The organism is Pseudomonas sp. MOIL14HWK12:I1, from assembly GCF_000510705.1.
Classification (GTDB): domain Bacteria; phylum Pseudomonadota; class Gammaproteobacteria; order Pseudomonadales; family Pseudomonadaceae; genus Chryseomonas; species Chryseomonas oryzihabitans.
Window position 1 is genome coordinate 56321 of sequence record NZ_AZNY01000010.1, and the last position, 24978, is coordinate 81298.

At 66.7% G+C, this 24978-nt stretch carries 29 protein-coding genes and 1 rRNA gene; 9 read left to right on the forward strand and 21 right to left on the reverse strand.

The window, feature by feature from the left end:
- Positions 1-87: 87 nt before the first annotated feature.
- On the reverse strand, positions 88-513 hold the full coding sequence (locus PSEK12I1_RS0109170; protein WP_027599066.1) for a VOC family protein: 426 nt from the start codon (positions 511-513) through the stop codon (positions 88-90).
- 150 nt (positions 514-663) lie between these two features.
- Between PSEK12I1_RS0109170 and PSEK12I1_RS0109175 the strand changes: the two genes are divergently transcribed.
- A complete protein-coding gene (locus tag PSEK12I1_RS0109175) occupies positions 664-1530 on the forward strand; it encodes a LysR family transcriptional regulator (RefSeq protein WP_027601341.1) in 867 nt (288 codons plus the stop codon).
- Between the two features lie 158 nt (positions 1531-1688).
- Here PSEK12I1_RS0109175 and PSEK12I1_RS0109180 read toward each other — a convergent pair whose 3' ends face one another.
- Entirely contained in the window at positions 1689-3299 is a 1611-nt protein-coding gene (locus PSEK12I1_RS0109180; protein ID WP_027599068.1) for an inorganic phosphate transporter, read from the reverse strand.
- Positions 3300-3453: 154 nt separating this feature from the next.
- Here PSEK12I1_RS0109180 and PSEK12I1_RS0109185 point away from each other — a divergent pair, with 154 nt between their 5' ends.
- Positions 3454-4098: a hypothetical protein gene (locus PSEK12I1_RS0109185; protein ID WP_027601342.1), complete on the forward strand. Its 645-nt coding sequence runs from the start codon at positions 3454-3456 to the stop codon at positions 4096-4098.
- Here the strand turns inward: PSEK12I1_RS0109185 and zapE are convergent.
- From zapE to PSEK12I1_RS0109200, 3 genes are all read right to left on the reverse strand, one after another.
- Positions 4095-5144 (reverse strand): cell division protein ZapE, encoded by a 1050-nt coding sequence (gene zapE, locus PSEK12I1_RS0109190; RefSeq protein WP_027601343.1) that lies wholly within the window; start codon positions 5142-5144, stop codon positions 4095-4097. The genes PSEK12I1_RS0109185 and zapE overlap by 4 nt on opposite strands.
- An 81-nt stretch (positions 5145-5225) precedes the next feature.
- Positions 5226-5612 (reverse strand): MAPEG family protein, encoded by a 387-nt coding sequence (locus PSEK12I1_RS0109195; protein WP_007162589.1) that lies wholly within the window; start codon positions 5610-5612, stop codon positions 5226-5228.
- Positions 5613-5680: 68 nt separating this feature from the next.
- The gene (locus PSEK12I1_RS0109200) at positions 5681-6853 is read right to left on the reverse strand and encodes a multidrug effflux MFS transporter (RefSeq protein ID WP_027601344.1); all 1173 of its coding nucleotides are present in this window, start codon (positions 6851-6853) and stop codon (positions 5681-5683) included.
- 112 nt (positions 6854-6965) lie between these two features.
- On the opposite strand from PSEK12I1_RS0109200, the gene PSEK12I1_RS0109205 reads away from it, so the two are divergent.
- Positions 6966-7595, forward strand: a complete 630-nt coding sequence (locus tag PSEK12I1_RS0109205) for a TetR family transcriptional regulator (protein WP_027599073.1) — start codon at positions 6966-6968, stop codon at positions 7593-7595.
- Here PSEK12I1_RS0109205 and PSEK12I1_RS0109210 read toward each other — a convergent pair.
- Complete coding sequence (locus PSEK12I1_RS0109210; protein WP_027599074.1) at positions 7577-7771, reverse strand: cation transporter; 195 nt, start codon at positions 7769-7771, stop codon at positions 7577-7579. The two genes, PSEK12I1_RS0109205 and PSEK12I1_RS0109210, sit on opposite strands and share 19 nt — an antisense overlap.
- 111 nt (positions 7772-7882) lie before the next feature.
- Between PSEK12I1_RS0109210 and PSEK12I1_RS0109215 the strand changes: the two genes are divergently transcribed.
- The 4 genes from PSEK12I1_RS0109215 (at position 7883) to PSEK12I1_RS0109230 (ending at position 12212) form a co-directional block, all read left to right on the forward strand.
- The gene (locus PSEK12I1_RS0109215; RefSeq protein WP_027601345.1) at positions 7883-10267 is read left to right on the forward strand and encodes a heavy metal translocating P-type ATPase; all 2385 of its coding nucleotides are present in this window, start codon (positions 7883-7885) and stop codon (positions 10265-10267) included.
- The gene (gene cueR / locus PSEK12I1_RS0109220; RefSeq protein ID WP_007162594.1) at positions 10264-10650 is read left to right on the forward strand and encodes a Cu(I)-responsive transcriptional regulator; all 387 of its coding nucleotides are present in this window, start codon (positions 10264-10266) and stop codon (positions 10648-10650) included. Before PSEK12I1_RS0109215 ends, cueR begins: the two co-directional genes overlap by 4 nt.
- A 61-nt stretch (positions 10651-10711) precedes the next feature.
- Positions 10712-10951, forward strand: coding sequence for a hypothetical protein (locus PSEK12I1_RS0109225; protein ID WP_027601346.1), 240 nt, complete (start codon positions 10712-10714; stop codon positions 10949-10951).
- A gap of 67 nt (positions 10952-11018) precedes the next feature.
- Positions 11019-12212 carry a class I SAM-dependent rRNA methyltransferase gene (locus PSEK12I1_RS0109230; protein WP_007162596.1) on the forward strand — a complete coding sequence of 398 codons (1194 nt, stop codon included), beginning with the start codon at positions 11019-11021 and terminating at the stop codon, positions 12210-12212.
- Positions 12213-12269: 57 nt separating this feature from the next.
- Here the strand turns inward: PSEK12I1_RS0109230 and PSEK12I1_RS0109235 are convergent, their stop codons facing one another.
- From PSEK12I1_RS0109235 to PSEK12I1_RS0109275, 9 genes are all read right to left on the reverse strand, one after another.
- The gene (locus tag PSEK12I1_RS0109235; RefSeq protein ID WP_027601347.1) at positions 12270-12671 is read right to left on the reverse strand and encodes a Rho termination factor N-terminal domain-containing protein; all 402 of its coding nucleotides are present in this window, start codon (positions 12669-12671) and stop codon (positions 12270-12272) included.
- Positions 12672-12684: 13 nt separating this feature from the next.
- Positions 12685-12906 carry a YgdI/YgdR family lipoprotein gene (locus tag PSEK12I1_RS0109240; protein WP_027601348.1) on the reverse strand — a complete coding sequence of 74 codons (222 nt, stop codon included), beginning with the start codon at positions 12904-12906 and terminating at the stop codon, positions 12685-12687.
- Complete coding sequence (locus PSEK12I1_RS0109245) at positions 12903-13139, reverse strand: hypothetical protein (RefSeq protein ID WP_007162599.1); 237 nt, start codon at positions 13137-13139, stop codon at positions 12903-12905. Before PSEK12I1_RS0109245 ends, PSEK12I1_RS0109240 begins: the two co-directional genes overlap by 4 nt.
- Before the next feature lie 138 nt (positions 13140-13277).
- Positions 13278-15326 carry an AsmA family protein gene (locus PSEK12I1_RS0109250; protein ID WP_027601349.1) on the reverse strand — a complete coding sequence of 683 codons (2049 nt, stop codon included), beginning with the start codon at positions 15324-15326 and terminating at the stop codon, positions 13278-13280.
- 67 nt (positions 15327-15393) lie between these two features.
- Positions 15394-16527, reverse strand: coding sequence for an MFS transporter (locus tag PSEK12I1_RS0109255; RefSeq protein ID WP_027601350.1), 1134 nt, complete (start codon positions 16525-16527; stop codon positions 15394-15396).
- A gap of 18 nt (positions 16528-16545) precedes the next feature.
- Positions 16546-17325: a DeoR/GlpR family DNA-binding transcription regulator gene (locus PSEK12I1_RS0109260; protein ID WP_027601351.1), complete on the reverse strand. Its 780-nt coding sequence runs from the start codon at positions 17323-17325 to the stop codon at positions 16546-16548.
- Positions 17326-17382: 57 nt separating this feature from the next.
- On the reverse strand, positions 17383-18273 hold the full coding sequence (locus PSEK12I1_RS0109265; RefSeq protein ID WP_027601352.1) for an EamA family transporter: 891 nt from the start codon (positions 18271-18273) through the stop codon (positions 17383-17385).
- A 144-nt stretch (positions 18274-18417) separates the two neighbouring features.
- Positions 18418-18816 (reverse strand): DUF3140 domain-containing protein, encoded by a 399-nt coding sequence (locus PSEK12I1_RS0109270; RefSeq protein ID WP_007162604.1) that lies wholly within the window; start codon positions 18814-18816, stop codon positions 18418-18420.
- On the reverse strand, positions 18813-19331 hold the full coding sequence (locus tag PSEK12I1_RS0109275; protein WP_007162605.1) for a hypothetical protein: 519 nt from the start codon (positions 19329-19331) through the stop codon (positions 18813-18815). Before PSEK12I1_RS0109275 ends, PSEK12I1_RS0109270 begins: the two co-directional genes overlap by 4 nt.
- 123 nt (positions 19332-19454) lie before the next feature.
- Between PSEK12I1_RS0109275 and PSEK12I1_RS0109285 the strand changes: the two genes are divergently transcribed.
- Positions 19455-20390: an alpha/beta hydrolase gene (locus PSEK12I1_RS0109285; protein ID WP_007162606.1), complete on the forward strand. Its 936-nt coding sequence runs from the start codon at positions 19455-19457 to the stop codon at positions 20388-20390.
- Positions 20391-20510: 120 nt separating this feature from the next.
- Positions 20511-20975 carry a hypothetical protein gene (locus PSEK12I1_RS0109290; protein WP_027601353.1) on the forward strand — a complete coding sequence of 155 codons (465 nt, stop codon included), beginning with the start codon at positions 20511-20513 and terminating at the stop codon, positions 20973-20975.
- Between the two features lie 42 nt (positions 20976-21017).
- On the opposite strand, the gene PSEK12I1_RS0109295 is transcribed toward PSEK12I1_RS0109290, so the two are convergent.
- From PSEK12I1_RS0109295 to rrf, 6 genes are all read right to left on the reverse strand, one after another.
- On the reverse strand, positions 21018-22310 hold the full coding sequence (locus PSEK12I1_RS0109295) for an MFS transporter (protein ID WP_027601354.1): 1293 nt from the start codon (positions 22308-22310) through the stop codon (positions 21018-21020).
- Positions 22311-22409: 99 nt separating this feature from the next.
- Positions 22410-22868: a DUF3301 domain-containing protein gene (locus PSEK12I1_RS0109300; protein WP_007162609.1), complete on the reverse strand. Its 459-nt coding sequence runs from the start codon at positions 22866-22868 to the stop codon at positions 22410-22412.
- A 28-nt stretch (positions 22869-22896) separates the two neighbouring features.
- Positions 22897-23076: a hypothetical protein gene (locus PSEK12I1_RS23625; protein WP_037006863.1), complete on the reverse strand. Its 180-nt coding sequence runs from the start codon at positions 23074-23076 to the stop codon at positions 22897-22899.
- Positions 23073-23825: a type III pantothenate kinase gene (locus tag PSEK12I1_RS0109310; RefSeq protein WP_027601355.1), complete on the reverse strand. Its 753-nt coding sequence runs from the start codon at positions 23823-23825 to the stop codon at positions 23073-23075. The genes PSEK12I1_RS23625 and PSEK12I1_RS0109310 overlap by 4 nt, the downstream gene beginning before the upstream one ends.
- Complete coding sequence (gene birA, locus PSEK12I1_RS0109315; protein ID WP_027601356.1) at positions 23815-24759, reverse strand: bifunctional biotin--[acetyl-CoA-carboxylase] ligase/biotin operon repressor BirA; 945 nt, start codon at positions 24757-24759, stop codon at positions 23815-23817. Before birA ends, PSEK12I1_RS0109310 begins: the two co-directional genes overlap by 11 nt.
- A gap of 82 nt (positions 24760-24841) precedes the next feature.
- Positions 24842-24957: ribosomal RNA gene (gene rrf / locus PSEK12I1_RS0109320) — 5S ribosomal RNA — on the reverse strand.
- Positions 24958-24978 lie beyond the last annotated feature (21 nt).

A 24978-nucleotide genomic window follows, 5' to 3' on the forward strand; every position in this document is an offset into this window, starting at 1 on the left:
GGCAACCGGGCGACGGGCAAGGCTTCAAGGATGGCCGCTGCCGCGTCTTTTGCCTAGGTTGCGCGACATCCGACCTGCCGAGTCGCCCTATTTGGCGAACAGCTGGCTCATGTCCTTGAAGGCCTTGAACTCCAGGGCATTGCCGCAGGGGTCGAAGAGAAACATGGTGGCCTGCTCGCCGACCTGGCCCTGGAAGCGGATATAGGGCTCGATGACGAACTGCGTCTCACGTGCCCGCAGACGGTCGGCCAGGGCTTCCCATTCGTCCCAGCCCAGCACGATGCCGAAGTGCGGCACCGGCACGTTGTGACCGTCCACGGCGTTGGTATGGGCCTCTTCCTGGGACGCGGTCTTGGGGTGCTCGTGGATCACCAGCTGGTGGCCATAGAAGTCGAAGTCGACCCAGTGGTCGCTGGAGCGACCCTCGGCGAGGCCGAAGACGTCGCCGTAGAAATGCCGGGCGGCGGCCAGGTCGTAGACGGGAATGGCGAGGTGAAAGGGCGACAGGGCCATGGTGGGAAATCCTGTTGAGGGGGATGCAGCCATTCTCACCCCAGGTTTTCCTGTGCATGAAGCGCATTTTCCTGCCTCCGAGCGACAAAAATTTTGTTGCTCGGCAGCCAGGCTCGCTACAGTGACCGCCCCGGACTGCAGGCCACTCCCATGCTTCGCGAATTCAAGACCCTGCTCGCCGTGGCCCGCCATGGCAGCTTTGCCGCGGCCGGCCTGCACGTGGGCCTGACGCCCTCGGCGGTGAGCGCCCAGATCCGCAACCTGGAGCAGCACCTGGGCGTGAAGCTGTTCGACCGCAATGGCCGCAGCGCCCTGCTCAATGCCGCCGGGCGTCGCGCCCTGCCGCTGGCCGAGGAAATGCTCGCCACCTATGCGCGCATGGCCGGCGCCGGCGAGGAGATCCAGGGCGAGTTGCGCATCGGCGCCATCGCCAGCGTCCAGACCGGCCTGCTGCCCGGCACCCTGGTGCGGCTGCGCCAGCAGGCGCCGCGCCTGGAGCCGCGGCTGGTGCCCGGCGTCTCGCTGGCCCTGCTCAGCCAGGTGGATGCCGGCGAACTGGATCTGGCCATCCTCATCCGCCCACCCTTCGAACTGCCCAAGGAACTGCACGCCACCACCCTGCTGCAGGAACCCTTCGTGCTCATCGCCCCGCCGGACCTGCCCGGCGACGATCCGCGCCTGCTGCTGGAAACCCAGCCCTTCATCCGCTACGACCGCCACTCCTTTGGCGGGCGGCGGGTCAGCGCCTTTCTGCGTGAGCAGCGCCTGGCAGTGCGCCAGGTGCTCGAACTCGACGAACTCGATGCCATCGTCAAGATGGTCGAGCACGGCCTGGGCGTGGCCCTGGTGCCCTGCGCCGGCCTCTGGCTGGAGCATCCGCGGGTGCGCCGGCTGTCCCTGGGCGCCCTTACCTTCCATCGTGAATTGCAGGTCATCGCCCGCCATGCGGGGCGTGACCTGCCAGCCGTGGCACTGTTTCGCCGCTGCCTGACCGAAGCCGTGTCAGAGCCTGATTAAAGTCTCGCGAGCTAGAGACAAACAAGGCCTGGGCGGCCCCGCGAAAATAGCTGAGGAAGCGGATCGGACCCGCGCTCGGGTTTACGAGCGGTAAATGAGCATTCCGAAGCTATTTTCAACGCAGTTTGGCCGACGCGCAGCAGATTTTGATCAGGCTCTTAGAACAGCTGCACCAGCAGCCAGTACAGTGAAGCGGACAGCGCCATGGCCACCGGCAGGGTGAGCACCCAGGCCAGCAGCAGATTGCGCACCGTCGCCCACTGCAGTCCGGAACCGTTGGCGGCCATGGTCCCGGCCACCCCGGACGAGAGCACATGGGTGGTGGAAACCGGCAGGCCGAAAGCGTCCGCCGCGCCGATGGTGCCCATGGCCACCAGCTCCGCCGAGGCGCCCTGGGCATAGGTCAGGTGGGTCTTGCCGATACGCTCGCCGACCGTGATGACGATGCGCCGCCAACCGACCAGGGTGCCCAGGCCCAGGGCGATGGCCACCGCCACCTTGACCCACAGCGGGATGAAACGGGTGGCCTGGTCGATCTGCCGCTTGAATTCCCTGAGGTCCTCCTGCGTCTTTGGCGCCAGGCCCGGCAGGTGCTCCTTTTCCAGCAGGCGGATGGATTCCGAAGCCAGGTACATGGCGTTGCGCACGTTGGGCATGCTTTGCGCCGGGACGTTGTTGAGGGCACCGTACTGGCGCACCTCGCGGGCGATGTCATCGGTGATGGCCGCGAGCGCAGGCAGCACCTCGGGATTGCTCTGCCGCTTGCGCACGAATTCCAGCAGCACCCCATGGGGATCGGCCGGCGCGGCCTGGGGCGCCGCCTGGCGCAGCCCGCTGGCGGTGACCTCGGCCACGGCGGCGAAGGCCGGCGTCGCGGTGGCGGGTACCGCTCGATTGAGCGCATAGGCGGTCGGCAGGGCACCGACCAGGATCAGCATGATCAGCCCCATGCCCTTCTGGCCGTCGTTGGAGCCATGGGCGAAGGACACCCCGGTGCAGGTCAGGATCAGCAGGCCGCGGATCCACGGCGGCGGCGGCTCGGCGCTTTTCGGCTCCTGGTAGAGCGTCTGGTCGCGCACGATCCGCTTGAGCAGCACCAGCAACAGCGCCGCGCAGACGAAGCCGATCAGTGGCGAGAACAGCAGCGCATAGCCGACCTTGGCCACCTGGCCCCAGTCCACCCCGCTGCTGCCGTCCAGGCCGCCCAGCCAGGCGTGCATCAGGCCGACACCGATGATGGAGCCGATCAGGGTATGGGACGAGGACGCCGGCAAGCCCAGCCACCAGGTGCCGAGATTCCAGATAATGGCGGCGATCAGCAGGGCGAAGATCATGGCGAAGCCCTTGCCCGCGCCCATCTCCACCACCAGGTCCACCGGCAACAGGGCGATGACGCTGAAGGCCACCGCGCCGCTGGAGAACAGCACCCCGAGGAAGTTGCAGAAGCCGGACCAGAGCACCGCCGCATTGGGCGGCAGCGAGTGGGTGTAGATGACGGTGGCCACGGCGTTGGCGGTGTCGTGGAAGCCGTTGACGAATTCGAAGCCGAGGGCGATCACCAGCGCCAGCGCGAGGCCAGCGAAGGGCAGCCAGGTGGTGGGCGGGGACTGAGTATCGCTGACGTCGTTGTGGATACCGCCGAGGGTCACCGCCAGACCGGTCAGCAGCAGCACGATGAACAGTACGATCCGCAGCGGACCGGGTTTGCGCGAACTGTGCAGGGGATGGGACAGCGGCGACAGGGAAGCGGCTGGACTGGACGAAGGCATGGGGCGAACTCCGACACGGGATCCACCCACCCTGCGCCGCCTGCATGACGTTTTTACGTCAGCCAGGTGGCCAGACGACGGATGACCGTCGCGGGCTTTTTCTCCAACAGAGACCCGGCCTGCTAGGCTGGGGCTTTGCCCGAGGATCGCGTCGATGCCCCCCCGCTGGCTGCTCTGCCCTGTCTTGCTGCTGCCCCTTGTCTCTGGCGCCCTGGCCGCCACGGAGCCTTCACCGCGCAGTTGCGCCCAGGAAATCGGGCGGCAGCCGGCCCAGGCCCTGGCTACCCGCTGCCGGGCGCTCTCCCCCGCCACCCATCCGCCGTGCAACGCCGCCAACAGCTGCGCCCTGATGCAGGACGAGATCGCTCGCAGCTGCGCCCTGTACGGCGATGGCGAAGCGGCCAAGGAGCCGGGTTGCGGTCCGCTGCCCAGCAGCGCCGAGGCGGCGGCCGCCGTGGTCCAGCGCTACTACCGGGCACTGGATGCGCGGGACTACGGCACCGCCTGGCAGCAGTGGGGCCTGGACGGCCAGCCTGGCAACAGCTACGAGAAATTCCGCCAGGGCTATGCCAGGACCCGCAGCGTGCAGGTGACCCTCGGCCAACCGGGCCCGGTCGAGGGGGCGGCCGGTTCGAGCCATGTCAGCATCCCGGTGACGGTCAGGGCGCGCCTGGTCGACGGCACCCGCCAGACCTTCAGCGGCCACTATCAACTACGTCGGGTCAACGACGTCGACGGCGCCTCGGCCGAGCAGCGTCGCTGGCATCTGGAAGGTGCGCAGCTGAAGGCCGAGCGCTAGTCCGGTCCGATCTGCCGCAGCTGAGAGAGGCGACTGCGCGTCCGTGACATGTCGGCGATATCGCTGTCGGCCAGGGTTTCGTCGAGGGGCGCGGCGCTGACCAGGAACAGCGCCAGGCGACGGTCGTAGAGCACATCCACCAGATTTATGAACCGCTGCCGGGCGGCGGGACTGGCGTCGCGCAGCGGCGGCACGGCGTCCAGCAGCCAGCGCTGCCAGCTTTCGCTCAGGGTCAGGTAGTCGAGGACCGCGGTGGGGCCTTCGCAAAGATCGGCGAAGCTGAAGTGCAGCAGGCCATCCGCGGCGCTGACGGCGGGCAGGCTGCGATGCCCCACAGGCACCTCGATTCTAGTCTGCGCCAGCGGCGGCAGCCCCAGCGCCTGGCGCTGCGCCGGGGTGCCCGGCCAGAGATAGGCGCCGACGCCGAAGGGATCGGGCTCGGCGGGACTGGCGCCGCGATAGTCCTGGGGACCGGCCACCGAGAGGATGTCCATGCGCGTCTCGATCAGCCGGATCGCCGGCAGGAAGCGCTCGTGGTAGAGGGGATTGGGCAGCAACCCCTCGGGCGGATAGTTGGAGGTGGTGATCAGCACCACGCCGCGGCTGAACAAGGCCTTGAACAGCCGGGTGATGAGCATGGCGTCGCCGATGTCATGCACATGGAATTCATCGAAGCAGAGCAGTCGGCAACCGTCGAGCAGTTCGTCCAGGCTGGCGGCCAGGGCATCACCGCCGGGCGGCTGGCGAAACATCCGCTCGTGCAGTTCGCGAAAGAAGGCATGGAAGTGCACCCGGCGCTTCTCGGCGAATGGCAGGGCGGCAAAGAAGCCGTCCAGCAGAAAGCTCTTGCCACGGCCTACCGGCCCCCAGAGATAGAGACTGCGTGGCGCCTGTCGGCGGAACAGCCGCGGACGCAGCAGCTCGTCGGCGAGCTGGGCGAAACGGTCGATGGCGGCCTGTTGCGCGGCATCCAGGGTGTAGCCACGGGCGTGGGCGAGCTGAGCGAAGTGTGCCAGCACCTGCTGGGCGGGCGAAGGAGACGTCATGCAGGCGGCCAGCCGAGAAAGATAGGGCGCTAATGAAGCTACAGCCGTCGCTGCCGGTCAAGACCGGCAGCGACGGTGCACTCAGGCCGCGGCGATGAACAGGCAGAGGCAGCAGAACATGCCGCCGGCCCAGACCAGCGAGCGGCGGGTGGCATGATCGCGGATGTATAGCCAGGTGTAGGCGATACGGCTGAGCAGGAAGAGAAAAGCCCAGAAGTTGATGGTGCCCTGCTCGGCGCCACCGGTGACGTGGGCGACGATCACTGCGGCGGCGAACAGCGGATTGATCTCGAAGGCGTTCTGCTGGGCGGCGTTGGCCCGGGCCCGGGCCCCTTCCAGCTTGCCGAGAAAGCTGCGCGGATCCCGGTTGTCCTCGGGCGTGAAGCCGCTGCCCTTGAACTTGGCATAGTAGGCCGCGCCATAGGGCACGAGGTAGACGAGGAAGATGCACCAGTAGGCGAAGGTCATGTCGGCGTCCCTGGAAGTGTGAGGGTTCGCCTATCTGACCCGCCCGACCGGGAAAAATCCACTCCGCTTCAGGCTGGCGTGCGGCTGTGCGTCCAGCGCGCCATGAGCGCGGTCGCCACCGCGCAGAGCGCCAATACCGCACACATGGGCACCACGGTGCCATTGTGCAGGGCGCCCACGCTGCTGGAGGCCAGCGCTGCGAGGATGAATTGCAGACTGCCCATCAGCGCCGAGGCACTGCCGGCATTGGCGCCCTGCCCGGCCAGGGCGCAGGCCGAGGCATTGGGCACGATGCCGCCGAGCAGGGCGATGGCGCAGAACAGCGGGATCATCAGCACCGGCAGCGCCTTGGGCTGGAAAGCCCCGACCAGCAACAGGATCAGCCCCGCCGCGGCATAGGCGACCACCGCGCGGCGCAGCCAGAAGGCCGGTCCCTGGCGGACCACCAGGCGGGCATTGAGCTGCCCGAGCAGGATGAAGCCGGCGGCGTTGAGGCCGAATACCCAGCCGTAGTGCTCGGGCGCGACGCCATAGAGCTCGATCAGCACGAAGGGCGAACCGGAGATGTAGGCGAACATCCCGGCCATGGCGATGCCGCCGGTCAGGGTGTGGCCGATGAAGGTGCGATCGCGCAACAGCCGCAGGTAGTTGCGCAGGGCACCTCGCAGCGGCGGCCGCGGATGGTGCGCCGGCAGGGATTCGGGCAGCCACAGCGCCACCGCGGTACCGCAGGCGGCGGCGAACAGCGCCAGGCTGACGAAGATCGCCTGCCAGCCAAAGGTGCTGAGCAGCAGACTGCCGGCGAAGGGCGCGATGATGGGCGCGATGCCGGTCACTAGCATGATCTGCGAAAAGGCCCGCGCCGCGGCCATCGGCTCGCAGAGATCCCGTACCACGGCCCGCGCGATCACCATGCCGGCGCAGCCGCCCAGGGCCTGGACGAAACGCGCGGCGATCAGCCAGGGCAGGCTGGGCGCCAGGGCGCAGCCCAGCGACGCCAGGCAGAACAGGCCGATGCCGATCAGCAGCGGCAGGCGGCGGCCGAAGCGGTCCGCCAGGGGGCCATAGAACAGCTGGCCGCTGGCGAGACCGGCGAAATACACCGCCAGACTCAGCTGCACGTGTTCGATATCGGTGGCGAACGACCGGGCCAGCGACGGGAAGCTGGGCAGGTACATGTCGATGGCGAAGGGGGCGAAGGCCGAGAGGGCCCCGAGAATCAACAATAAGCGAAAGGTCATGAAGCCTGATCCGATGGAAGCGGAAGTGTCACGCAGTTACATACAATCATGTTTGTAAAAGCGGCGAGGCGCGCTAGACTGCGTGGCAGACCCACTGCCAGTCAGATCGCCCATGCGTCGTACGAAAGAAGAAGCCGAACAGACCCGCCAAGCCATTCTCGATGCGGCGGAAGCCCTGTTCCTGACCAATGGCGTGGCGCGTACCAGCTTGGAAATGATCGCCCGCGAATGCGGCGTCACCCGGGGGGCAGTGTACTGGCATTTCCAGAACAAGGCCCACCTGTTCCACGAAATGCTTAGCCAGATAAGGATCCCGGCCGACGAACTGACCGAGCGCCTGCGCGTCGACGGCGAGGAAGACAGCCTGCAACGGCTGTTCAAGCTGTGCATCGAAGGCATGACGAAATTCACCCAGCCCGGCCGGGAGCAGCGGGTGATGACCATCATGCTGCACCGCTGCGAATTCACCGAGGAGCTGCGCGAGGCCGAGGAGCGCGATCTGCAGTTCCTGCGGCAGTTCATCCGCATCACCGACGCCCTCTTCACCGCCCAGGCGCATCGCCTGCAGCCGGGCGTGACGCCGCAGTTGGCCAGCCGGATGCTGCACAGCCTGTTTCTCGGCACCCTCTCGGACCTGCTGCGCGACGAACAGACCTTCGCCCCGCTGCTGGCCGCCGATCAGGTGTTCACCACCTTCTTCCGCGCCATCGTGCGCGACTGGGTTCAGTCGCCGACGGTATAGCCCGCCTGCTCGATGGCCGCGCGAAAGGGCGCAGCCACCTCGGCGCTGTCGATGCGCACCTCGCCCGCCTGCAAATCCACCTCCACCCGGGCGCGATTGTCCACCTTGAGGACCGCGGCCTCGATGGCGCTCACGCAGTGGGCGCAACTCATTCCGATCACCTTGATGACATGCATGGTCTGCTCCTGTCTGTCTTGACCTCTTTCTCCTGACGCCAGCGCCAGGACCGGGTTCCAGTGTTGACCTTGACCCGAGGTCAAGGTCAACACTGTTATCAGGAGGTGCCCATGCACGAATTCGAACTCTCCATCAGCGGCATGACCTGCGCGGCCTGCGCCGGTCGGGTCGAGCGCGCCCTGCAGAAGGTCCCGGCGGTCAGCGCGGCCGGCGTCAACCTGGCCAGCGAAAAGGCCCGCGTCAGCGCACCGGGCGACGCGGCGCCGGCGCTGGCCGAAGCCGTCACCGCCGCCGGCTACCGGGTGGCCGAGGCCGAGCATGACCTGGCGCTGTCCGGCATGAGCTGCGCCAACTGCGCCGGGCGGATCGAAAAGGCCCTGCGTGCGGTGCCCGGAGTATTGGCCGCCGAGGTCAACCTGGCCAGCGAAAGAGCCCGGATCAGGACCCTGGCCGCGGTCGAGACGCAGGCGCTGATCGCCGCAGTGGTGGCCGCCGGCTACGGCGCCCAGGATCGCCGCGCCGAAGACGAGCGTTCAGCCCCGGCGCGGCAGGGGGTGCCCTGGGAGCATCTCGAATTGACCCTGGCGCTGCTGCTGACCGCACCGCTGATCCTGCCCATGCTGCTGGCGCCCTTCGGCTGGCACCTGATGCCGCCCGCCTGGCTGCAATTCCTGCTGGCGACGCCGGTGCAGTTCATCGTCGGCGCGCGCTTCTATCGCGGTGCCTGGCATGCCCTGCGCGCCCGCAGCGGCAACATGGATGTGCTGGTCGCCCTGGGCACCAGCGCCGCCTATGGCCTGAGCCTCTATCTCTGGCTGGTCAAGGACAGCCCCCATCTCTATTTCGAGACGGCGGCCATGGTCATCGCCCTGGTGCGCCTGGGCAAATACCTGGAGACCCGTGCCAAGCGCCGCACCGGCGCGGCCCTGCGCGCCCTGGAAGCCCTGCGCCCGGAAAGCGCCCGGCGCCTGGATGCGGCCGGCCAGGAAGAAGAGGTCGCCCTGAATCGACTGCGCCTGGGCGACCGCCTGCAGCTGCGCCCGGGCGAGCGCATCCCCGCCGACGGCCGCATCCTGCAGGGCGAAAGCCAGGTGGACGAAGCCCTGCTCACCGGCGAAAGCCGTCCGGTCGCCAAGGGCCCCGGTGACGAGGTGGTGGGGGGCGCCATCAACGGCGAGGGCAATCTGCAGATCGAGGTCACCGCCCTGGGTGGCGAGACGGTGCTGGCCGGCATCATCCGCCTGGTGGAAGACGCCCAGGCCACCAAGGCGCCCATCCAGCAGCTGGTGGATCGGATCAGCCGGGTGTTCGTGCCGGTGGTGGTGAGCCTGGCCCTGGTCACCCTGCTCGGCTGGCTGCTGAGCGGCCACGCCCTGGAGTCCAGTCTGCTCGCGGCCGTAGCGGTGCTGGTCATCGCCTGCCCCTGTGCCCTGGGACTGGCCACCCCCGCCGCCCTCATGGCCGGTACCGGGGTGGCGGCGCGTCACGGCATTCTGATCAAGGACGCCGAGACCCTGGAGCGTGCCCAGGGCATCACCACCGTGGTCTTCGACAAGACCGGCACCCTGACCGCCGGCCAGTTGCGCCTCTGCCAGCTGGCCACGGCTCCCGGCATCGAGGAAGCCGACTTGCTGAGTCTGGCCGGTAGCCTGCAACGCGGCAGCGAGCATCCCCTGGCCGCGGCGGTGCTGCTGGCCTGTCGTGAGCGCGGCCTGGACACCCCACCCGCCCAAGACGTCCGCGCCCTGCCCGGTCGTGGCCTCCAGGGCAGCTGGCAGGGTCGCGCCTTGTTGCTGGGCAATGCGCGGCTCCTGGCCGAACGACAGCTGGACGCCGGCCCCCTGGTCGAGGCCGCTCGCGCCTGGGAAGACCAGGGGCTGACCCTGTCCTGGCTGCTGGAAGGCGGCGGCCAGCCGCGAGTGCTGGGGCTGCTGGCCTTTGGCGATGCGCTGCGCCCGGGTGCTGCCGCGGCCATCGCCCAGCTGCGCCGCGACGGCATCGACAGCTGGCTGCTGACCGGTGACAACCGTGGCAGCGCCCGCCAGGTGGCCGCGGCCCTGGGTATCACCCAGTGGGAGGCCGAGGTGCTGCCCGCCGACAAGGCGGCCCTGGTGGCCCGGCTGCAGGCGACCCGGGGCGGCGTGGCCATGGTCGGCGACGGCCTCAACGATGCCCCGGCGCTGGCCGCCGCCGAACTGGGCATCGCCATGGGCTCGGGCACCGCTGCCGCGCGCCACGCGGCCGGCATCACCCTCTTGCAGGAGGATCCGCGCCAGGTGGTGGCGGCGCTGGACATCGCCCGCCGCACCCAGCGCAAGATCCGCCAGAATCTGTTCTGGGCCTTCATCTACAATGTCATCGGCCTGCCGCTGGCCGCCCTGGGTCTGCTCGACCCGGTCTATGCCGGCGCCGCCATGGCCTTTTCCAGCGTCAGTGTCCTGGCCAATGCCCTGCTGCTCGGCCGCTGGCGCCCGTCCGGAGACCTCCCCTCATGAACATCGGTCAGGCCGCCAAGGCCAGCGGGCTCACCGCCAAGATGCTGCGCTACTACGAGCGGATCGGCCTGCTGGCCCCCGCCGGACGGACCGACAGCGGCTATCGCCAGTACGGCGCCGAAGACCTGCGGGTGCTGGCCTTCGTCCGCCGTTCGCGGGAGCTGGGCTTCAGTCTGGAAGAGATCCGCCAGTTGCTCAGCCTCTGGCAGGACCGGCAACGCGCCAGTGCCGACGTCAAGGCGCTGGCCAAGCGGCACATCGCCGAGCTGGATCTGAAGATCGCCGAACTGACCCGCCTGCGCAGCACCCTCGGCGAGCTGGTCTCCTGCTGCCATGGCGACGCCAGCCCCGAGTGTCCGATCCTCGATACCCTCGGCGGCTGACGCAACCGCCGAGGGCTTGTGGGGTCCATCTTTCTATCTCCCCGCTGCCGAGATCGAGTCCATGCATACCCTGCACCACTACCAGATCAGTTACCGCTTCAACGGCGAGCCCCTCACCCACGACCTGGAGAGCTTCGAGCCGGTCACCGAAGAGGAAGCCGTGCTGCAGTTGCTGATCAAGCACGTCGAGGAACCCCAGGTGGTGGTGGATGCGCCCTGGGAACGCCATGCCCAGCCGAGCATCGCCCGGCGCGCCCAGGAAGCCGGACTGAGCGACATCGAGGTCAGCCAGCGGGACTGACGGCCGGCCCGGGCGGGTGGCTTTGCGCTATAATTCCGCGCTTTTGCCCCCTTCGCCGGAGACCTTCATGACCCTGCCTCGCCTGCGCCTCAAAGCCAATGCCGACCGCCGTCTGCGCGCCGGGCACCTCTGGGTGTACAGCAACGAGGTGGACGTCGTCGCCACCCCGCTGACCGCCTTCGAGCCGGGCGATCAGGCCATCCTGGAAACCACCAGCGGCAAGCCGCTGGGCCTGGTGGCGCTGTCGCCCAACAACCTGATCTGCGCCCGCCTGTTCTCCCGCGACACCGGCTACCTGCTGGACAAGTCGCTGCTGGTGCACCGCTTCAAGGTCGCCCTGAGCCTGCGCGAGCGGCTGTTCGGCAGCCACTGCTATCGCCTGGTCTATGGCGATTCCGATTTCCTGCCGGGTCTGGTGGTGGATCGCTTCAACGACATCCTGGTGGTGCAGATCGCCTCGGCGACCATGGAGCGCCAGCGCGACGCCATCCTGGCCGCCCTGCTGCAGGTGTTCAAGCCCCACGGCGTGCTGTGGAAGAACGACGGCAGCGCCCGCGCGGCCGAGGGCCTTTCCAGCTACGTGGAAGTGGCCTATGGCGAGGTCCCCGACTGGGTGGCGCTGGAAGAGAACGGCGTGCGCTTCGAGGCGCCGGTGCGCGAAGGCCAGAAGACCGGCTGGTTCTATGACCACCGTCTGAATCGGGCGCGCCTGGCGCCCTATGTCGAAGGCAAGCGGGTGCTCGACCTGTTCAGCTACATCGGCGGCTGGGGCGTGCAGGCCGCGGCCTTTGGCGCCAGCGAGGTCATGTGCGTGGATGCCTCGGGCTTCGCCCTCGACGGCGTGGAGCGCAATGCCACCCTCAACGGCCTGGCGGAAAGGCTGGTCTGCGTCGAAGGCGATGTCTTCGAGGCGCTCAAGGAACTCAAGGCCGGCGAAGAGAAATTCGACGTCATCGTGGCCGACCCGCCGGCCTTCATCAAGAAGCGCAAGGACCTGAAGAACGGCGAGGCCGCCTATCGCCGCCTCAACGAACAGGCCATGCGCCTGCTGAACAAGGACGGCATCCTGGTCAGTGCCTCCTGTTCCATGCACCTGCCCGAAGACGACCTGCAGAACATCCTGCTCGGCAGCGCCCGCCATCTGGACCGCAACCTGCAGATCCTCGAACGCGGTGCCCAGGGCCCGGATCACCCGGTACACCCGGCGATCCCGGAGACCCGCTACATCAAGAGCCTCACCTGCCGGCTGCTGCCCAGCTGAGGCGCCAGGCAAAAAGAAAGCCGGACCAAGTCCGGCTTTTTCTTGCGTGTTCGACTGTCAGCTCAAGGCACGAATCAACTCGTCCTTCTTCATCCGCGAACGACCACGAATATCCTGCTCGGCGGCCTTCTTCACCAGTTCGTCGCGGGTCATGTCGCTGAGCGAGGTGCTGCCGCTGCGCGAACGCCGTGCCGAGGCCCGCCCGCTGTTGGGCGACTGGCCCTGCTTGGTGGCCACCGCTCGCCGTGCGGAGTCCTTGCGATCCGCGCGCTTGGCAGTACCGCTCTTGCTCTTGCCGGAGCCCGCCTTTTCACCACCGCCGGACTGCTTGTTCACCGTCGCCCAGGCCCGCGCTTCGGCTTCCTCCTTGGAGACGCCCTTTTTCTCGTAGCTCTCCTCGATGTGCTCGGCCTTGCGTTCCTGTTTGTCGCTGTACTTGGACTTGTCGCCGCGGGGCATGGCAGTCTCCTGGCTAGTCTTCCGCCTTGATGGTGGCCACATCGGCTGCCTTCACCCGTACATGACGACCCGCCACGTCGGTGAATTCATAAAAGCCGTCGGCCGTCTTGGTGTTGGGACGATCTTCGGTGATGTACTGGGTACCGTCCTGCAGGGTCACCACCGTCTCGGTGGAACAGGCCGTCAGCCCCAGCAGGGTCAGGGCCAGCAATACACCACTCAGCAGGCGCTTCATGGCGCTTCCGGCGAGACGCGATGGATGGACACATCGTGCAGCGCCACCAGCGCCTGACCGGACTCGATATCGGCCAGGTGGAAGCGCTCGTCGTTGATCGCATCCAGGTGCCGGCAAGCCAGTTCGCGGACCACGTCGGTGATGGGTACGTCGAGATTGCTGATACGGTCGGTATAGCTTTCGCCCAGCAACTTGTAGTGGATTTCGTATTGGCTATCGGTGTCGTCACGCATGAGAGGTCTCCGCGAAAAGGCTGCCCGACTCGGGTTATTTCTATAGAGCCCGGGCAACCAGAGCGGTTCTTTTCCGCCCGTCAGACGCCGCCGAACGGTCGTCTGTCAAGTACCGCGAACCCGCTCTAGCGCAAGAGTTCAACGCCCTGCGCGCATCTGCTGCAACAGGGTGCTGCACTGGGCGCCCTGCTCGTTGCTCGGCGCCACCAGTGCCAGTAGACCGGCGGCCGGCGCCGCGAAGGTGGCGAGCAGTGCCGCCGCCGCGCCGCGTGCCGCCAGCGGCAGCGCCTTCACCCCTGGCGATGGATTCTTCAGGGTGCCGCGCACATAGAGCGGCGAGCGCAGCGAGAAGATGCGCAGGCCCTTGCTGTGGGGATCGACGGTGAGATCCAGTCGTTCGCTCGCCAGGTTGATGGTGCCGGTGATGTTGATCAGGGCGTTCTCGGTGTCGAGCACGAAGACCTGGGGCTGCACCAGGCCCTTCTTGAAATCGAGATCGGCGACCGCGCAATTGATCTCCACCTCGTCATCGCCGAACAGCCGATCGACCAGATAGTTGCCGACGTTGAGTCCGGCGAGCTCCATCAGGCTGCGGCTGATGCGGCCGTCGTTCATCAGCAGCTTGAGTTCGCCGTTGCTGGTGCCGAGCAACGCCGCCACCGAGTTGCCGGTGCCACTCAGGGTGGCATCGCCATTGAGTTCGCCCATGCTGCGCTTCATGGTCTCCACGGTGGGGAACAGCTGGTTCAGCTTGACCCGGCGCACATGCAGATCGACCCGCCCTTGCAGGGGCGTCTTGTCGCCTTCCAGGCGCACCGTGGTGTTCAGATCACCCCCGGCCACGCCAAAGCGCAGGGGGTCGAGCAGCAGCACGCCATCGGTCAGGCGCACGTGGGTGTTGAGATCGGTGATCGGCAGCTGCGCGTTCTGCACGATGCGCTTGCCGGTGAAACGCACGTCCGCATCCATGGCGCGCCAGCGCTCGGTGCGGAATTCGGAGATCGGCAGGGCCTTGTCCGCCGGCTGCTTGCTGGTCTCGCCCTTGGCCACCTGCTGCTCCTTGGTATCGGCGCCGATCAGCGGCGCCAGGTCCTCGAACAGCAGCTGATCGGAGCGCAGGGTGCCACTGAGCTTGGGCCGTGGCTTGCCGCCGGTGAACAGCACCTCGCCGTGCAGGTCGCTCTTGCCGACCCGGCCATTGAAGTCTTCGTAGCTGAAGCGGGCGCCCGCCGGATCATTGAGCTTGACCGTGAGATGGCCATCGGTGGCATAGGGGGCCGTCTCCGGCAGGGTGACCCCGGTCAGCGGATAGAGCTGCGCCAGGCTCTTGCCCTCCAGCACCAGGTGCAGATCCAGGGCACCCAGGCGCCGCGGATCGGTCAGGGTGCCAAAGACCTGGGCACGGGTTTCGCCGGCCCGGGCATCGAGCTGGATGGGGAAAGGCACATCGGCGTCCTGCAGCGCCAGCAGTCCGCCGATCTGGCCACGGCCACTGACCGGCACCTGCTTGTAGCTGCCTTCCACCGCCAGGGCGAACTGGAAGGGCTGGGTCTGCTTGACGTGGGAGCGCTGGCGCGAGGTGCCCTGCTTGCCCACCAGATCGGCATAGGCGATGGGGGCGTCCAGGGAGGTGATCCGCGCGCGCAGCCGGGTGGCGGTCTGGGCATCGTCGAAGCCGACCTGGCCGGCGTCGAAGCCGATGGTGCCGATATCCACGGTCCAGGCCGAGGGTTCGGCCTTGGGGTCCTTCTCGGCGGTCTCGAAGGTCCAGCTGTTGCGCCCATCGGCGAGTCGCTGGGCGTTGACCACCGGCCCGGTGAGGTCGATGCGCGGGATATAGACCTGCTTGGCCAGCAGCGCCAGCGGCGAGATGCGTAACTGCACCCGGTCGAGGTGGACGAAGGTCTTTTCCTTGGCCCAGTCCGGGTTGCCCAGGGTCAGGTCTTCGGCGGCGATGTGCGGCCAGGGAATCCAGGCGCGCCAGCCGCCCTGATCCGGCTCGCGGTGCCAGACCACGCCCAGGTTGCCCTCGATGGCGAAGGGTCGGTGCAAGGCGCTCGACACCTGCTCGTTAATGGTCGGCTTGAGCCGATTCCAGTCGAAGGTGGCGAGGACCACCACCAGCACTACGAGCAGCAGCAGGATGATTCCCAGCAGCCAGGCGAGGATCTTGCGTGGGCGCGTCATGGCCGCCTCCTTGGATTTCCGTTCCCTCTTGGGTCTGCTCAGCGCAGCGGGGTTCCCTGGATAGACATCATGTCTTGCGCTGACGCAGCGCCAGCAGCGCCACCGCCACCCCGATCAGGGTCAGCAGCAGCAGGCTGCCGCGCAGGCCCACCTGCCCCGCCACGGCGCCGATCAGCGGCGGACCGAGCAGAAAGCCGAGATAGCCGGCCGTGGCGGTCATGGCGATGCCGGCAGCCGGTGTCTCGGCCACCTGGCCGGCGGCGCTGAAGGCCGCCGGTACCACATTGGACAGGCCCAGGCCGACCAGGGCGAAGCCGAGGATCGCGGTCCCGGGCGCCGGCAGGAGGACCGCCAGGGCCAGGCCCAGGGTCGCCAGCAGGGCGCCGCCAACGATCACCCGAGGACCGCCGAAGCGGCCGCGGATGCCGTCGCCGAACAGCCGGCCCACCAGCATGGTCAGTGAAAAGGCCGCATAGCCCAAGGTGGCCACCACCGGACTCGCCCCGCCCACCTGGCCCAAGTAGACGGCGCTCCAGTCGGTCATGGCGCCTTCCAGCATCAGGCAGCCCAGCGCGATCAGCCCCAGTGCCAGCACTCGCCGATCCGGCAGGCGCAGGGCATGACTGACCGGACTGCGATCGCCTTCGTCCAGCGCCAGGGCGGCGGGCAAGGCCAGCACCAGCGCCACCAGGGCGGCGGCCAGCAGTACCGCCAGCGCCGAGGCGCCCAGGTGCAGCACCAGGGCCCCCAGGCCGGCGCCGAGAAAGCCGCCCAGGCTGAAGGCGGCATGGAAGGACGACATCAGCGGACCGTTCCAGCGGCTTTCCACATCGCTGGCATGGGCGTTCATGGCCACGTCGATCAGTCCGTTGCAGGCGCCGAGCAACAGCGCGCAGGGCAGCAGCCAGCCCAGCGACGGCGCCACTCCGGGCCCGCTCAGCACCAGCACGAAGGTCAGGATGCTCAGGCGGGTCAGGCGGCCGGTCCCTCCCAGGCGCGGCACCAGCACCCCGGCGAAGGGCATGGTCAGCAGGGCGCCGAGGGCGACCGCCAACAGCACCAGACTCAGCTGGCCGTCGCCCAGCAGCAGATCGCGCTTGAGTTCGGGAATGGCCGCCGCCCAGCCGCCGATCCCGCAGCCGTTGGCGAGAAAGACGGTAAAGGTGGCGCGACGCTGGCGACGCAAAACGGCGGAAGTCATGGCGATCCTTTGAGCGGGCTAGCGGTCGCTGGCCAGCGAATGCAGTTGCAGGCCGGCGTCACGATAGGGTTGCAGACGCTCCTCGCTCAGCCCCGGTTCCAGCACCAGGTGGTTCAGCTGATCGAGGCGGAGCACGTGATAGAAGGCCACGCTGTCGAGCTTTTCGGCGGTCACCGCGACGGCGACCTGACCGCTCTGCTCGGCCACGGCCACCTTGAATTCGGCTTCTTCCAGGTCGAAGCCGGTCACCCCGGTTTCCACCGCCAGGGCGCAGGTCCCGAGAAAGGCCAGATCGGCGCGCACGCCGCGCAGATCGCGCAGCGCCCGGGCGCCCAGGCAGGCGCCCGATTCCGGCGCGGCCAGGCCGCCGATCATCAGCACCCGGATGCCCGGGCGCTGCAGCAGCGCCGCGGCGATCACCGGCGCATTGGTGGCCACGGTCAGGTCGAGATCCGTGGGCAGCGCCTGGGCGATGGCTAGATTGGTCGAGCCGGCATCCAGCAACAGCAGTTGCCCGCGCTGCACCAGCCTGGCCGCGGCCAGGCCCAGCGTCTGCTTGGCCGCCTCGTCCTGGCCGATACGCGTCGGCAGCGCCTCCGGTGGCGTCAGCAGCGAGAGCGCCCCGCCATACACCCGGCGGCACAGCCCCTGGCGGGCTAGCTCACGCAGGTCGCGACGCACGCTGTCTTCGGAAATGCCCCAGGTCGCGGCCAACTCGGCGGACAGGACCCGGCCCTGTTCGCGCAGCAGGGCCAGGATCGCGGCCTGGCGTTCTTCGGGAAGGTGAATGGCAGTCATGGCTGATACTCCAGGAGGACCAGCAGATCATGCACAATCATTTACGAACGTGCAACATCATGCACTGGATGACATCTTGCTCCTGGCATCCAGCCAGCGGCCGCCAAAGACATTGATCAGCAGGCCGAGCATGACCGCCACGCCACCCACTTCCTGCTGGAGGGTCATCTGCTCACCCAGCAACACGGCGGCCGAGGTCAGCCCCACCACCGGCACCAGCAGGGAAAAGGGCGCCACCTGGCCGGCCGGATAGCGTGACAGCAGCCGACTCCAGATGCCGTAGCCGACCAGGGTGGCGATAAAGGCCAGGTAGACGATGGCGAAGATCGAACCGGCCGACAGCGAGGTCAGCGCCGTGGCGATCTGCTCGGGACCTTCCAGTAGCAGCGACAGGACGAAAAAGGGAATGGGCGGGATCAGGCTGCCCCAGACCACCAGCCCGAGCATGTCCACCTTGCCGATCTTCTTGGTGACGATATTGCCCAGTCCCCACATGGCCGCCGCTGCCAGGGTCAGCAGGAAGCCGGCCAGGGTCATGGTGACGCCATGCTCGGTACCGATCAGCAGCAGGCCCAGTGCCGCCACCAGCAGCCCGACCAGGCTCGCCCGGCGCACCTTCTCACCGAGAAAGGTCGCCGCGAATGCCAGGGTGAAGAAGGCCTGGGCCTGCAAGACCAGCGAGGCCAGCCCCGCCGGCATGCCCACGTACATGGCCGAGAACAGGAAGGCGAATTGACCCAGGGAAATGGTCAGGCCGTAGGCCAGCAGCAGTCGCCAGGACACCTGGGGACGCCGCACGAAGAGGATGGCCGGAAAGGCCGCCAGACAGAATCTCAGGGTGCCCAGCAGCATGGGCGGCACGCCATGCAAGCCGAGCTTGATGACGACGAAGTTCACCCCCCAGGCCAGAATGACGACCAGTGCCAGCAACAGATCCCGGGGTGCCATCGACAACTCCTTGAACGCATTCAGATAGTTAGGCGGCTACCCTACTCCTTTGCGCCCGCGCTGCGGCGTCACAGTTGCACACAAATTCGGCCAGTCACTCTGCATGAAAAGAAAAACCGCAGCCTGGGCTGCGGTTCGTCGGGATCAGGCGCTGCGCTTGTCACGCAGGGGGTCATGGCCCCAGTTCATCAGCGACTTGCGCCAGCGCGAGTCTTCGATGTCGCCATCCGGTCGCTGCTTGAGGTGGCGATGCACATAGCCGATGACCTTGCGCATGGCCTTGTAGTCGTCGTCTTCCAGCTCGGCCTGGCGCTTGCCCTTGAGCTCGAGGATGCGCTCACCCATGGCATGACCGACCGCCTTGCCGTCGTTGGCGGCCTTGACCTTCTTGCCACCCTTGGTCATGCCCACGCCCTTGCTGGTGTCACCGCTGAGCCATTTGCGCAGCTGACTCGGGGTCATGTTGACCACCTGCTTGAACTCGCTGCGGACCTCTTTCTTGTCGTCTTTCTTGTCGTCGTTGGAAGCCTTCTTGGTGCTCATTTTTCACCTGCCTTTTGCAACGCCTTCACCAGTTCGTCTTTCTTCATGCGCGACCGGCCCCGCACCTCGCGGCGCGCCGCACGCTTCATCAGCTCGTCCTTGGTCAGACCGGCCAGGCCCGACTCACGCGCCGCCGCCGTCTTGCGCGCCACATCGGCCGGCTGCTTGGAATGCTGCTTGCCGCGGCGCGTGTCACGGCGCTTCTTGGCGGTGGTGCGCTGGTACTCTTCCTTGCTCAGGGAGTCGCGGGCCTTTTCCGGCAGATAGCGCTCGCCGGTCTCCTCGGACTTCTTGCCGGAGCGGGTGTCCCACTTCTCGTCGGTCCACTGCTGCAGATGATTGTCCTTGCCCTTGCCGCCCTGGTATTCACCACCGCGCTTCTGGTACTCCTGGGAGGCCAGCTGCGCCTTGCGCGCCGACCACTGACCGGGCTTGCCGCCCTTGTCGCCCTCGGTAATCTCTTTCTTCACCTTTTCCCAGAGTTCGGGATCGCTCTTCTTGGCCGTCGCACTCATGGCTCACCTCAGGTTGGGGATCACTGCAGTCGCTGTCTCTAGGATGACTGTCCAACCGAAACGGGGGTTCGCGCCAGGCGACGAATGCCCCTACCCTGCGTCTTCCGGTATCCAGAGAAAGCCATGTCCCTCGCCACCCTGCTCCGCCGTCGCCTGATCCCGCTGCTCTTCGTTACCCTGCTGGTCGGGGTCGGGGTCCCCTATGGCTGCTCGGAACTGGCCTATCGCGAACGCCAGTGGGTGTTCAGCATCGAGCCGGGCAATGCCAGCTGGTTCACCGGCGTGCCGGAAGGCGTCCGCCAGTTCAACCTGCCGGTGCCGGACGGCCTGACCGGCACCGACTACCTGCACGCCTGGTGGTGGCCCGCCCGCCGTCCGGACGCCCCCACCCTGCTCTATCTGCACGGCACCCGCTGGAATCTCACCGCCCAGGTCCGGCGCATCGCCACCCTGCGGCAACTCGGCTATTCGGTGCTGGCCATCGACTATCGCGGCTTTGGCGAAAGTCCTGGCGACGTGCCCTCCGAACGCAGTGTCTACCAGGATGCCCGGGTCGCCTGGAAGCACCTGCAGAGCCTGCAGCCGGATCCCCGCAAGAGATACATCTACGGCCACTCACTGGGCGGCGCCGTGGCGGTGGACCTGGCCTGGCGCATCGCCCGCGACGGGGATCCCACCGGCGACTACCCCGCCGCGGCCGGTCTGATCATCGAATCCACCTTCACCACCCTGGCCGATGCCGCCTCGGCGGTGGTCGACACCCGCTTTCCCCTGCGCTGGCTGATGTCTGAGAAATTCGACTCCCTGGACAAGATCCCGGACATCCATATCCCGGTGCTCATCGTCCACGGCAGCGACGATCGCTATGTCCCTCCCCGCTTCAGCGAAGCCCTCTATGCGGCGGCCCGGCCGCCCAAGCGCCTGCTGCTGATCCCCGGCGGGACCCACTCCAACAGCATGGTGATAGGCACGCGCGACTATGCCGCCGCCTTGCGCGAGCTGTTCGGCGGCGCGCACCTAAGCGAAGCGGAAAAGGAGCAATCATCGACGGGAGGCTAGAGAATTTCTGAAAGGCATCGACGGCGCTGATAGTCACTATCTCGCCAGTCTATTTTTTTCGAGCGGTCCTGCTCGGGATACTGAACTCACTCCAGCACAGTTTCCCCAGAGGACACCATCATGAACCTGCGTATCGCCTTCGGTTTCGCCATGACCGCCCTGGCCCTGAACACCTTCGCCCAGGACTTCGCCTTCACCCCCAGCGCCGCCACCCAGGTCGCCGAGGAATCCAGCCAGCGCCCGCTGGGCCAGCTGATCAAGCAACAGCAGCAGCGCCTGCAGCAGCGCACCCTGGCCGAAGAATCCAGCCTGCGTCCCCTGGGTGAAGTCATCAAGCAGCAGCAACGCCAGGTGCAGGAACGCCGGATCGCCGAGGAATCCAGTCTGCGCCCCCTGGGCCAGGTGATCGAAGACCAGCAGCAGCGCCTCGGTGACGATACGGTGGCCGAAGAATCCAGCCAGCGTCCCATGGGTCGGCTGATCGACCGTCAGCAGCATCGCCTGCAGGATGACGCCCTGGCCGAAAACGGTTCGGCCCAGACCCTCGACCGCCTGATCAAGGCCGGCCAGACCCGCCAGGCCTGAGTCCTAGCCGTCCCTTCCTGCCCGGCCTTGCGCCGGGCTCGCTCAGTGGCTCTTCTCGCCACCCGGCCCGATACTGGCCGGCGCCTCCACCACCAGCTCCTGCGGCACCTCGTCGATGCGCGGATCCAGTGCCGCCGCCATCGGACTCACCGTATCCGGCATGGCCACGTGATGCAGCGGCGCCTCGTCCAGCCGGTGTTCGCCACTGACGAAGCGGGGCTGCACGAAGACGATCAGGATCACCGCATAGGCCGAGGTCAGCACATAGAAGGTGCCCGGGCCGAAATGCTCCATGGCCGCACCGGCCAGCAGCGGCCCGATACAGGCCCCCACGCCATAGGTGGTCAGCAGCATCGCCGACAATTCCACGCGCCGCTCGGGTTCGACATGGTCGTTGGCAAAGGCCGTTGCCAGCGGATAGAGGGTGAACAGCAGCATGCCCGAGACGAAGCCCGCGGCCAGCAGCCAGGGATAGGGCAAGGTGATCAGTCCCCACAGCGGTACCGCCGCCAGGCACAGCAACACCGCATTGGCGCGGATCAGCTTGCAGCGATCGAGGCGATCCGACAGCCAGCCCAGCGGCCACTGGGCGCAGAACCCCGCGACGATGCACAGCCCCACATAGAAGCTCGATTGCGCCGTATCCAGGCCACTGCGACTGGCGAACACCGGCGCCAGGCCATAGAAGCCCCCCACCAGCAGCCCCGCGGTAAAGATGGTCACCAGCGACTGGGGCACCCGCTGCCAGAAGAAACGGATCTCCAGCGGTGCCGCCACCAGCTTGGCCGGGTGCACCCGCCGGGTCATGGCCAGGGGAATCAGGCAGGAAGCGAAGCAGATGGCGACCAGCAGCAGCGGCTTGTAGTCGAGTTGCGGATGCCAGGCCAATAACGCCTGGCCGATCACCAGCCCCAGGTCCACCGCCACCATGTAGCCGGCGAACACCTTGCCACGCTGGTGATTTTCCGCCTGCTCGTTGAGCCAGCTCTCGATCACCATGTACTGATTCATCATCACCACGCCCATGACGAATCTCAGCGCGATCCAGACGTTCAGGTCATCGATCAGGGCATGGATGAGCACGGTGACCGTCGCCGCACCGGCGCAGGCCACATAGGAACGGATATGGCCGACACTGGCGATCAGTCGATGGCCGAACTTGCCGCCGCACACCAGCCCGAAGTAATAGGCCGCCATCAGGGCGCCGGTCCACAGGTCCCCCGCCCCCTGCTCGGTCAGTCGCAGACCGATATAGGTGGTGAAGAGACCGGAACCGGCCAGCATCAGGAGGGTGGCGAAATAGAGCGCAGGAAAGGTAACGAGAGGGCTGAACATCAGGGATCACATGAAGAGAAACGAAAAAGCCGGAGCGGAGCAGCGGTGCTGAGCGTCGGGATGGGGGAAGGGAAAGCTGTCGAAAGCAGGTATGCCGGACTACTCCGGCTCTTGCCGCCGATTAGTCTCGGTACGCTGGCGCTGCCGCCACTGGTCCAGATAGACCACCTGGCCATGCTCAGGCTTGGCCTGATAGGCAGGCGCCGAAGCCACTACCGAATCGGCCGTCGGGCGTTCGACCTCGGGTACCACGAAGGGGGCGAATTCGACCTTGGCCAGGGTCTTGCCGAACAGGGCCAGAGAGGCGTCGAGCCGCTCCTCTCCCGTCACGGTGAATTCGAAGGAAAACAGTCGCGCCAGGCGCTTGCGTCCTTGGGCATCGGCCAGCCAGCGAAAGCGCGAGAAAGCCACGGCGCCATCGAGCAGCAGCACCTTGCGGCGGCGACACTCCTGCTCGGCCAGCAGCAGCGCGCGCTCGCGAATGCCATGGGCATGCCAGAACCACAGACCAATGCCGACCGCGCCCAGCAACAGGCAGAGATTACCTAGCGTCAGCATCTTCGCTCCTCATCGAAGGGTACCGCCGTCACTGACGCCGCGCAGCGTCACCAGATGCCGTCTCGTTCAACAGGCGAATGTTCTCACGCTCGCCTTTGTACAGCGCCAGAGGGGCGATTTCCTTACCCAGCAACGGCACCTGCTGTTGGTGCCATATGTAGTAGAAAACGTTCAGTACCACCAATAGCAGAAACAACCAACGCATCATTCGTTCTCGAGCGGACACGCCAAAGCCAATCCAGCAAACACCATATCGGGCACGATCCGCGCGCCCGGAACGACATGTTTGACCAGTTCCGCGTCACCCCCGGTCAGAAAGATCTCGCAACCTTCGGCGAACATTTCCTGAGCCAGTTCGTATTGGGTACGGACGAAACCCTTGAGCATGTACAGACACCCACGCTCCACGGCCTCGATGGTCGTGCGTCCCGGCGCCTCGTAGCGTTCACCACTGGCCCAATGTGGATCGTAGCGGATCCGACGGGTATGGGTCTGCAGTTCCCGACGCATCAACGGAATCCCCGGACAGATGAACCCTCCCTGATGCTCGCCCTGGGCATCGACCAGATCCGCGGTGACCGCCGTCCCCAGGTCCAGGACCACGCAGGCCTTGCCCTCGGCCAACTGCACCGCGGCCAGGATCACCAGCCAGCGATCCATGCCCAGACGCTGATGGTCACGATAGCCATTGCGCACGCCATTCCATACCTCGACCGGCAGGGCCTGGTGACAGGCGATGCCAAAGGTGGCGGTGAGCCGCTCCTTGAGCTGCTGGGTCTCTTCGTCGCTGCGCACGCTGACCAGCCGGCAGGCCGCCAGGGCAGGACTGTCCGACTGGGAAAGCGCCGCGATCAGGGCGTCGTCGCTGTCCTCGATGCCGGTATCCACCACCTCGGCACCGGCCGCGAGCAGGCGCCACTTGATGAGGCTGTTACCGCAATCGAGTTCAAGAATCATGATCTAGGCTCAGGCTCAATTCGCCACCGCTGAATGCCTGCGTCTGACCGTCTACATGCATGAGAATAGCCCCATCTTCGGCAACTCCTGCCACTGTGCCCTGGATACAGCGAACCCCCGAAGAAAGGGTTACCGCTCGACCTTGCCAGCCATGATAACGCTCCCACTCGCTGCGCAGGGCGGCGAATCCGGACCGGCGATGAATCTGCCACAGACTGTCGATTTCCCGGAGCAGCAGGCTGGCGACCTGGTTGCGGTCCTGCAGACCGCCCAAGGCCTCGGCCATGGAGATCCACGGCTGATCGATGTTGTCGGCGAGGCGCATGTTGACGTTGATGCCGATACCGATGATGGCCTGGCAGACGTCCTGCGGATCACCCGACAACTCGATGAGGATGCCGGCCAGCTTGCGCCCGCGGACCAGGACGTCGTTGGGCCACTTCAGGCAGGCGTCCTCGACGCCCAGCTGTTGCAGGGTACGGATCACCGCCAGGCCCATGGTCAGGCTCAGGGCCTGCAGTTTCTGGATCCCGCCCGGGCTGGAGACCACGGCGGTGAGATAGAGATTCTTGCCATAGGGGCTGACCCAGGCGCGGCCACGACGACCACGACCGGCCTGCTGATGCTCGGCCAGCAAGGCGAATGGCGGTTGCTGCTGCGGCAGACGGCGTTGCGCCTCGGCATTGGTGGAGTCTATGGAGGCCAGGACCGTTACCGGCCAACCGCCCTCCTGCGCGATCCGCTCTGCATCGAGCAGCGACAGGGGCTCCTCCAGGCGGTAACCCCGTCCCGGAACCTTGAAAACCTCGACGCCCAGGTCATCTTCCAGCGTCTTCAGCCGCTTCCAGATGGCACTTCTGGAGACGCCCAAGGCTTCACCAAGCTCGACGCCGGAATGAAATTTTCCATCACTCAGCAGTTTCAGCAACGGCATCCCGAACTCCGTTCGACTTTCTTCCGCCCCAAAGACAACACCCCCGCCAGAGTGAACTGAGCGGGGGTGCTGGGTGTTAGGCGCTTGACGATGACCTACTCTCACATGGGGAAGCCCCACACTACCATCGGCGATGCATCGTTTCACTTCTGAGTTCGGGAAGGGATCAGGTGGTTCCAATGCTCTATGTTCGTCAAGCAATTCGGTTGGCTGGCCAGG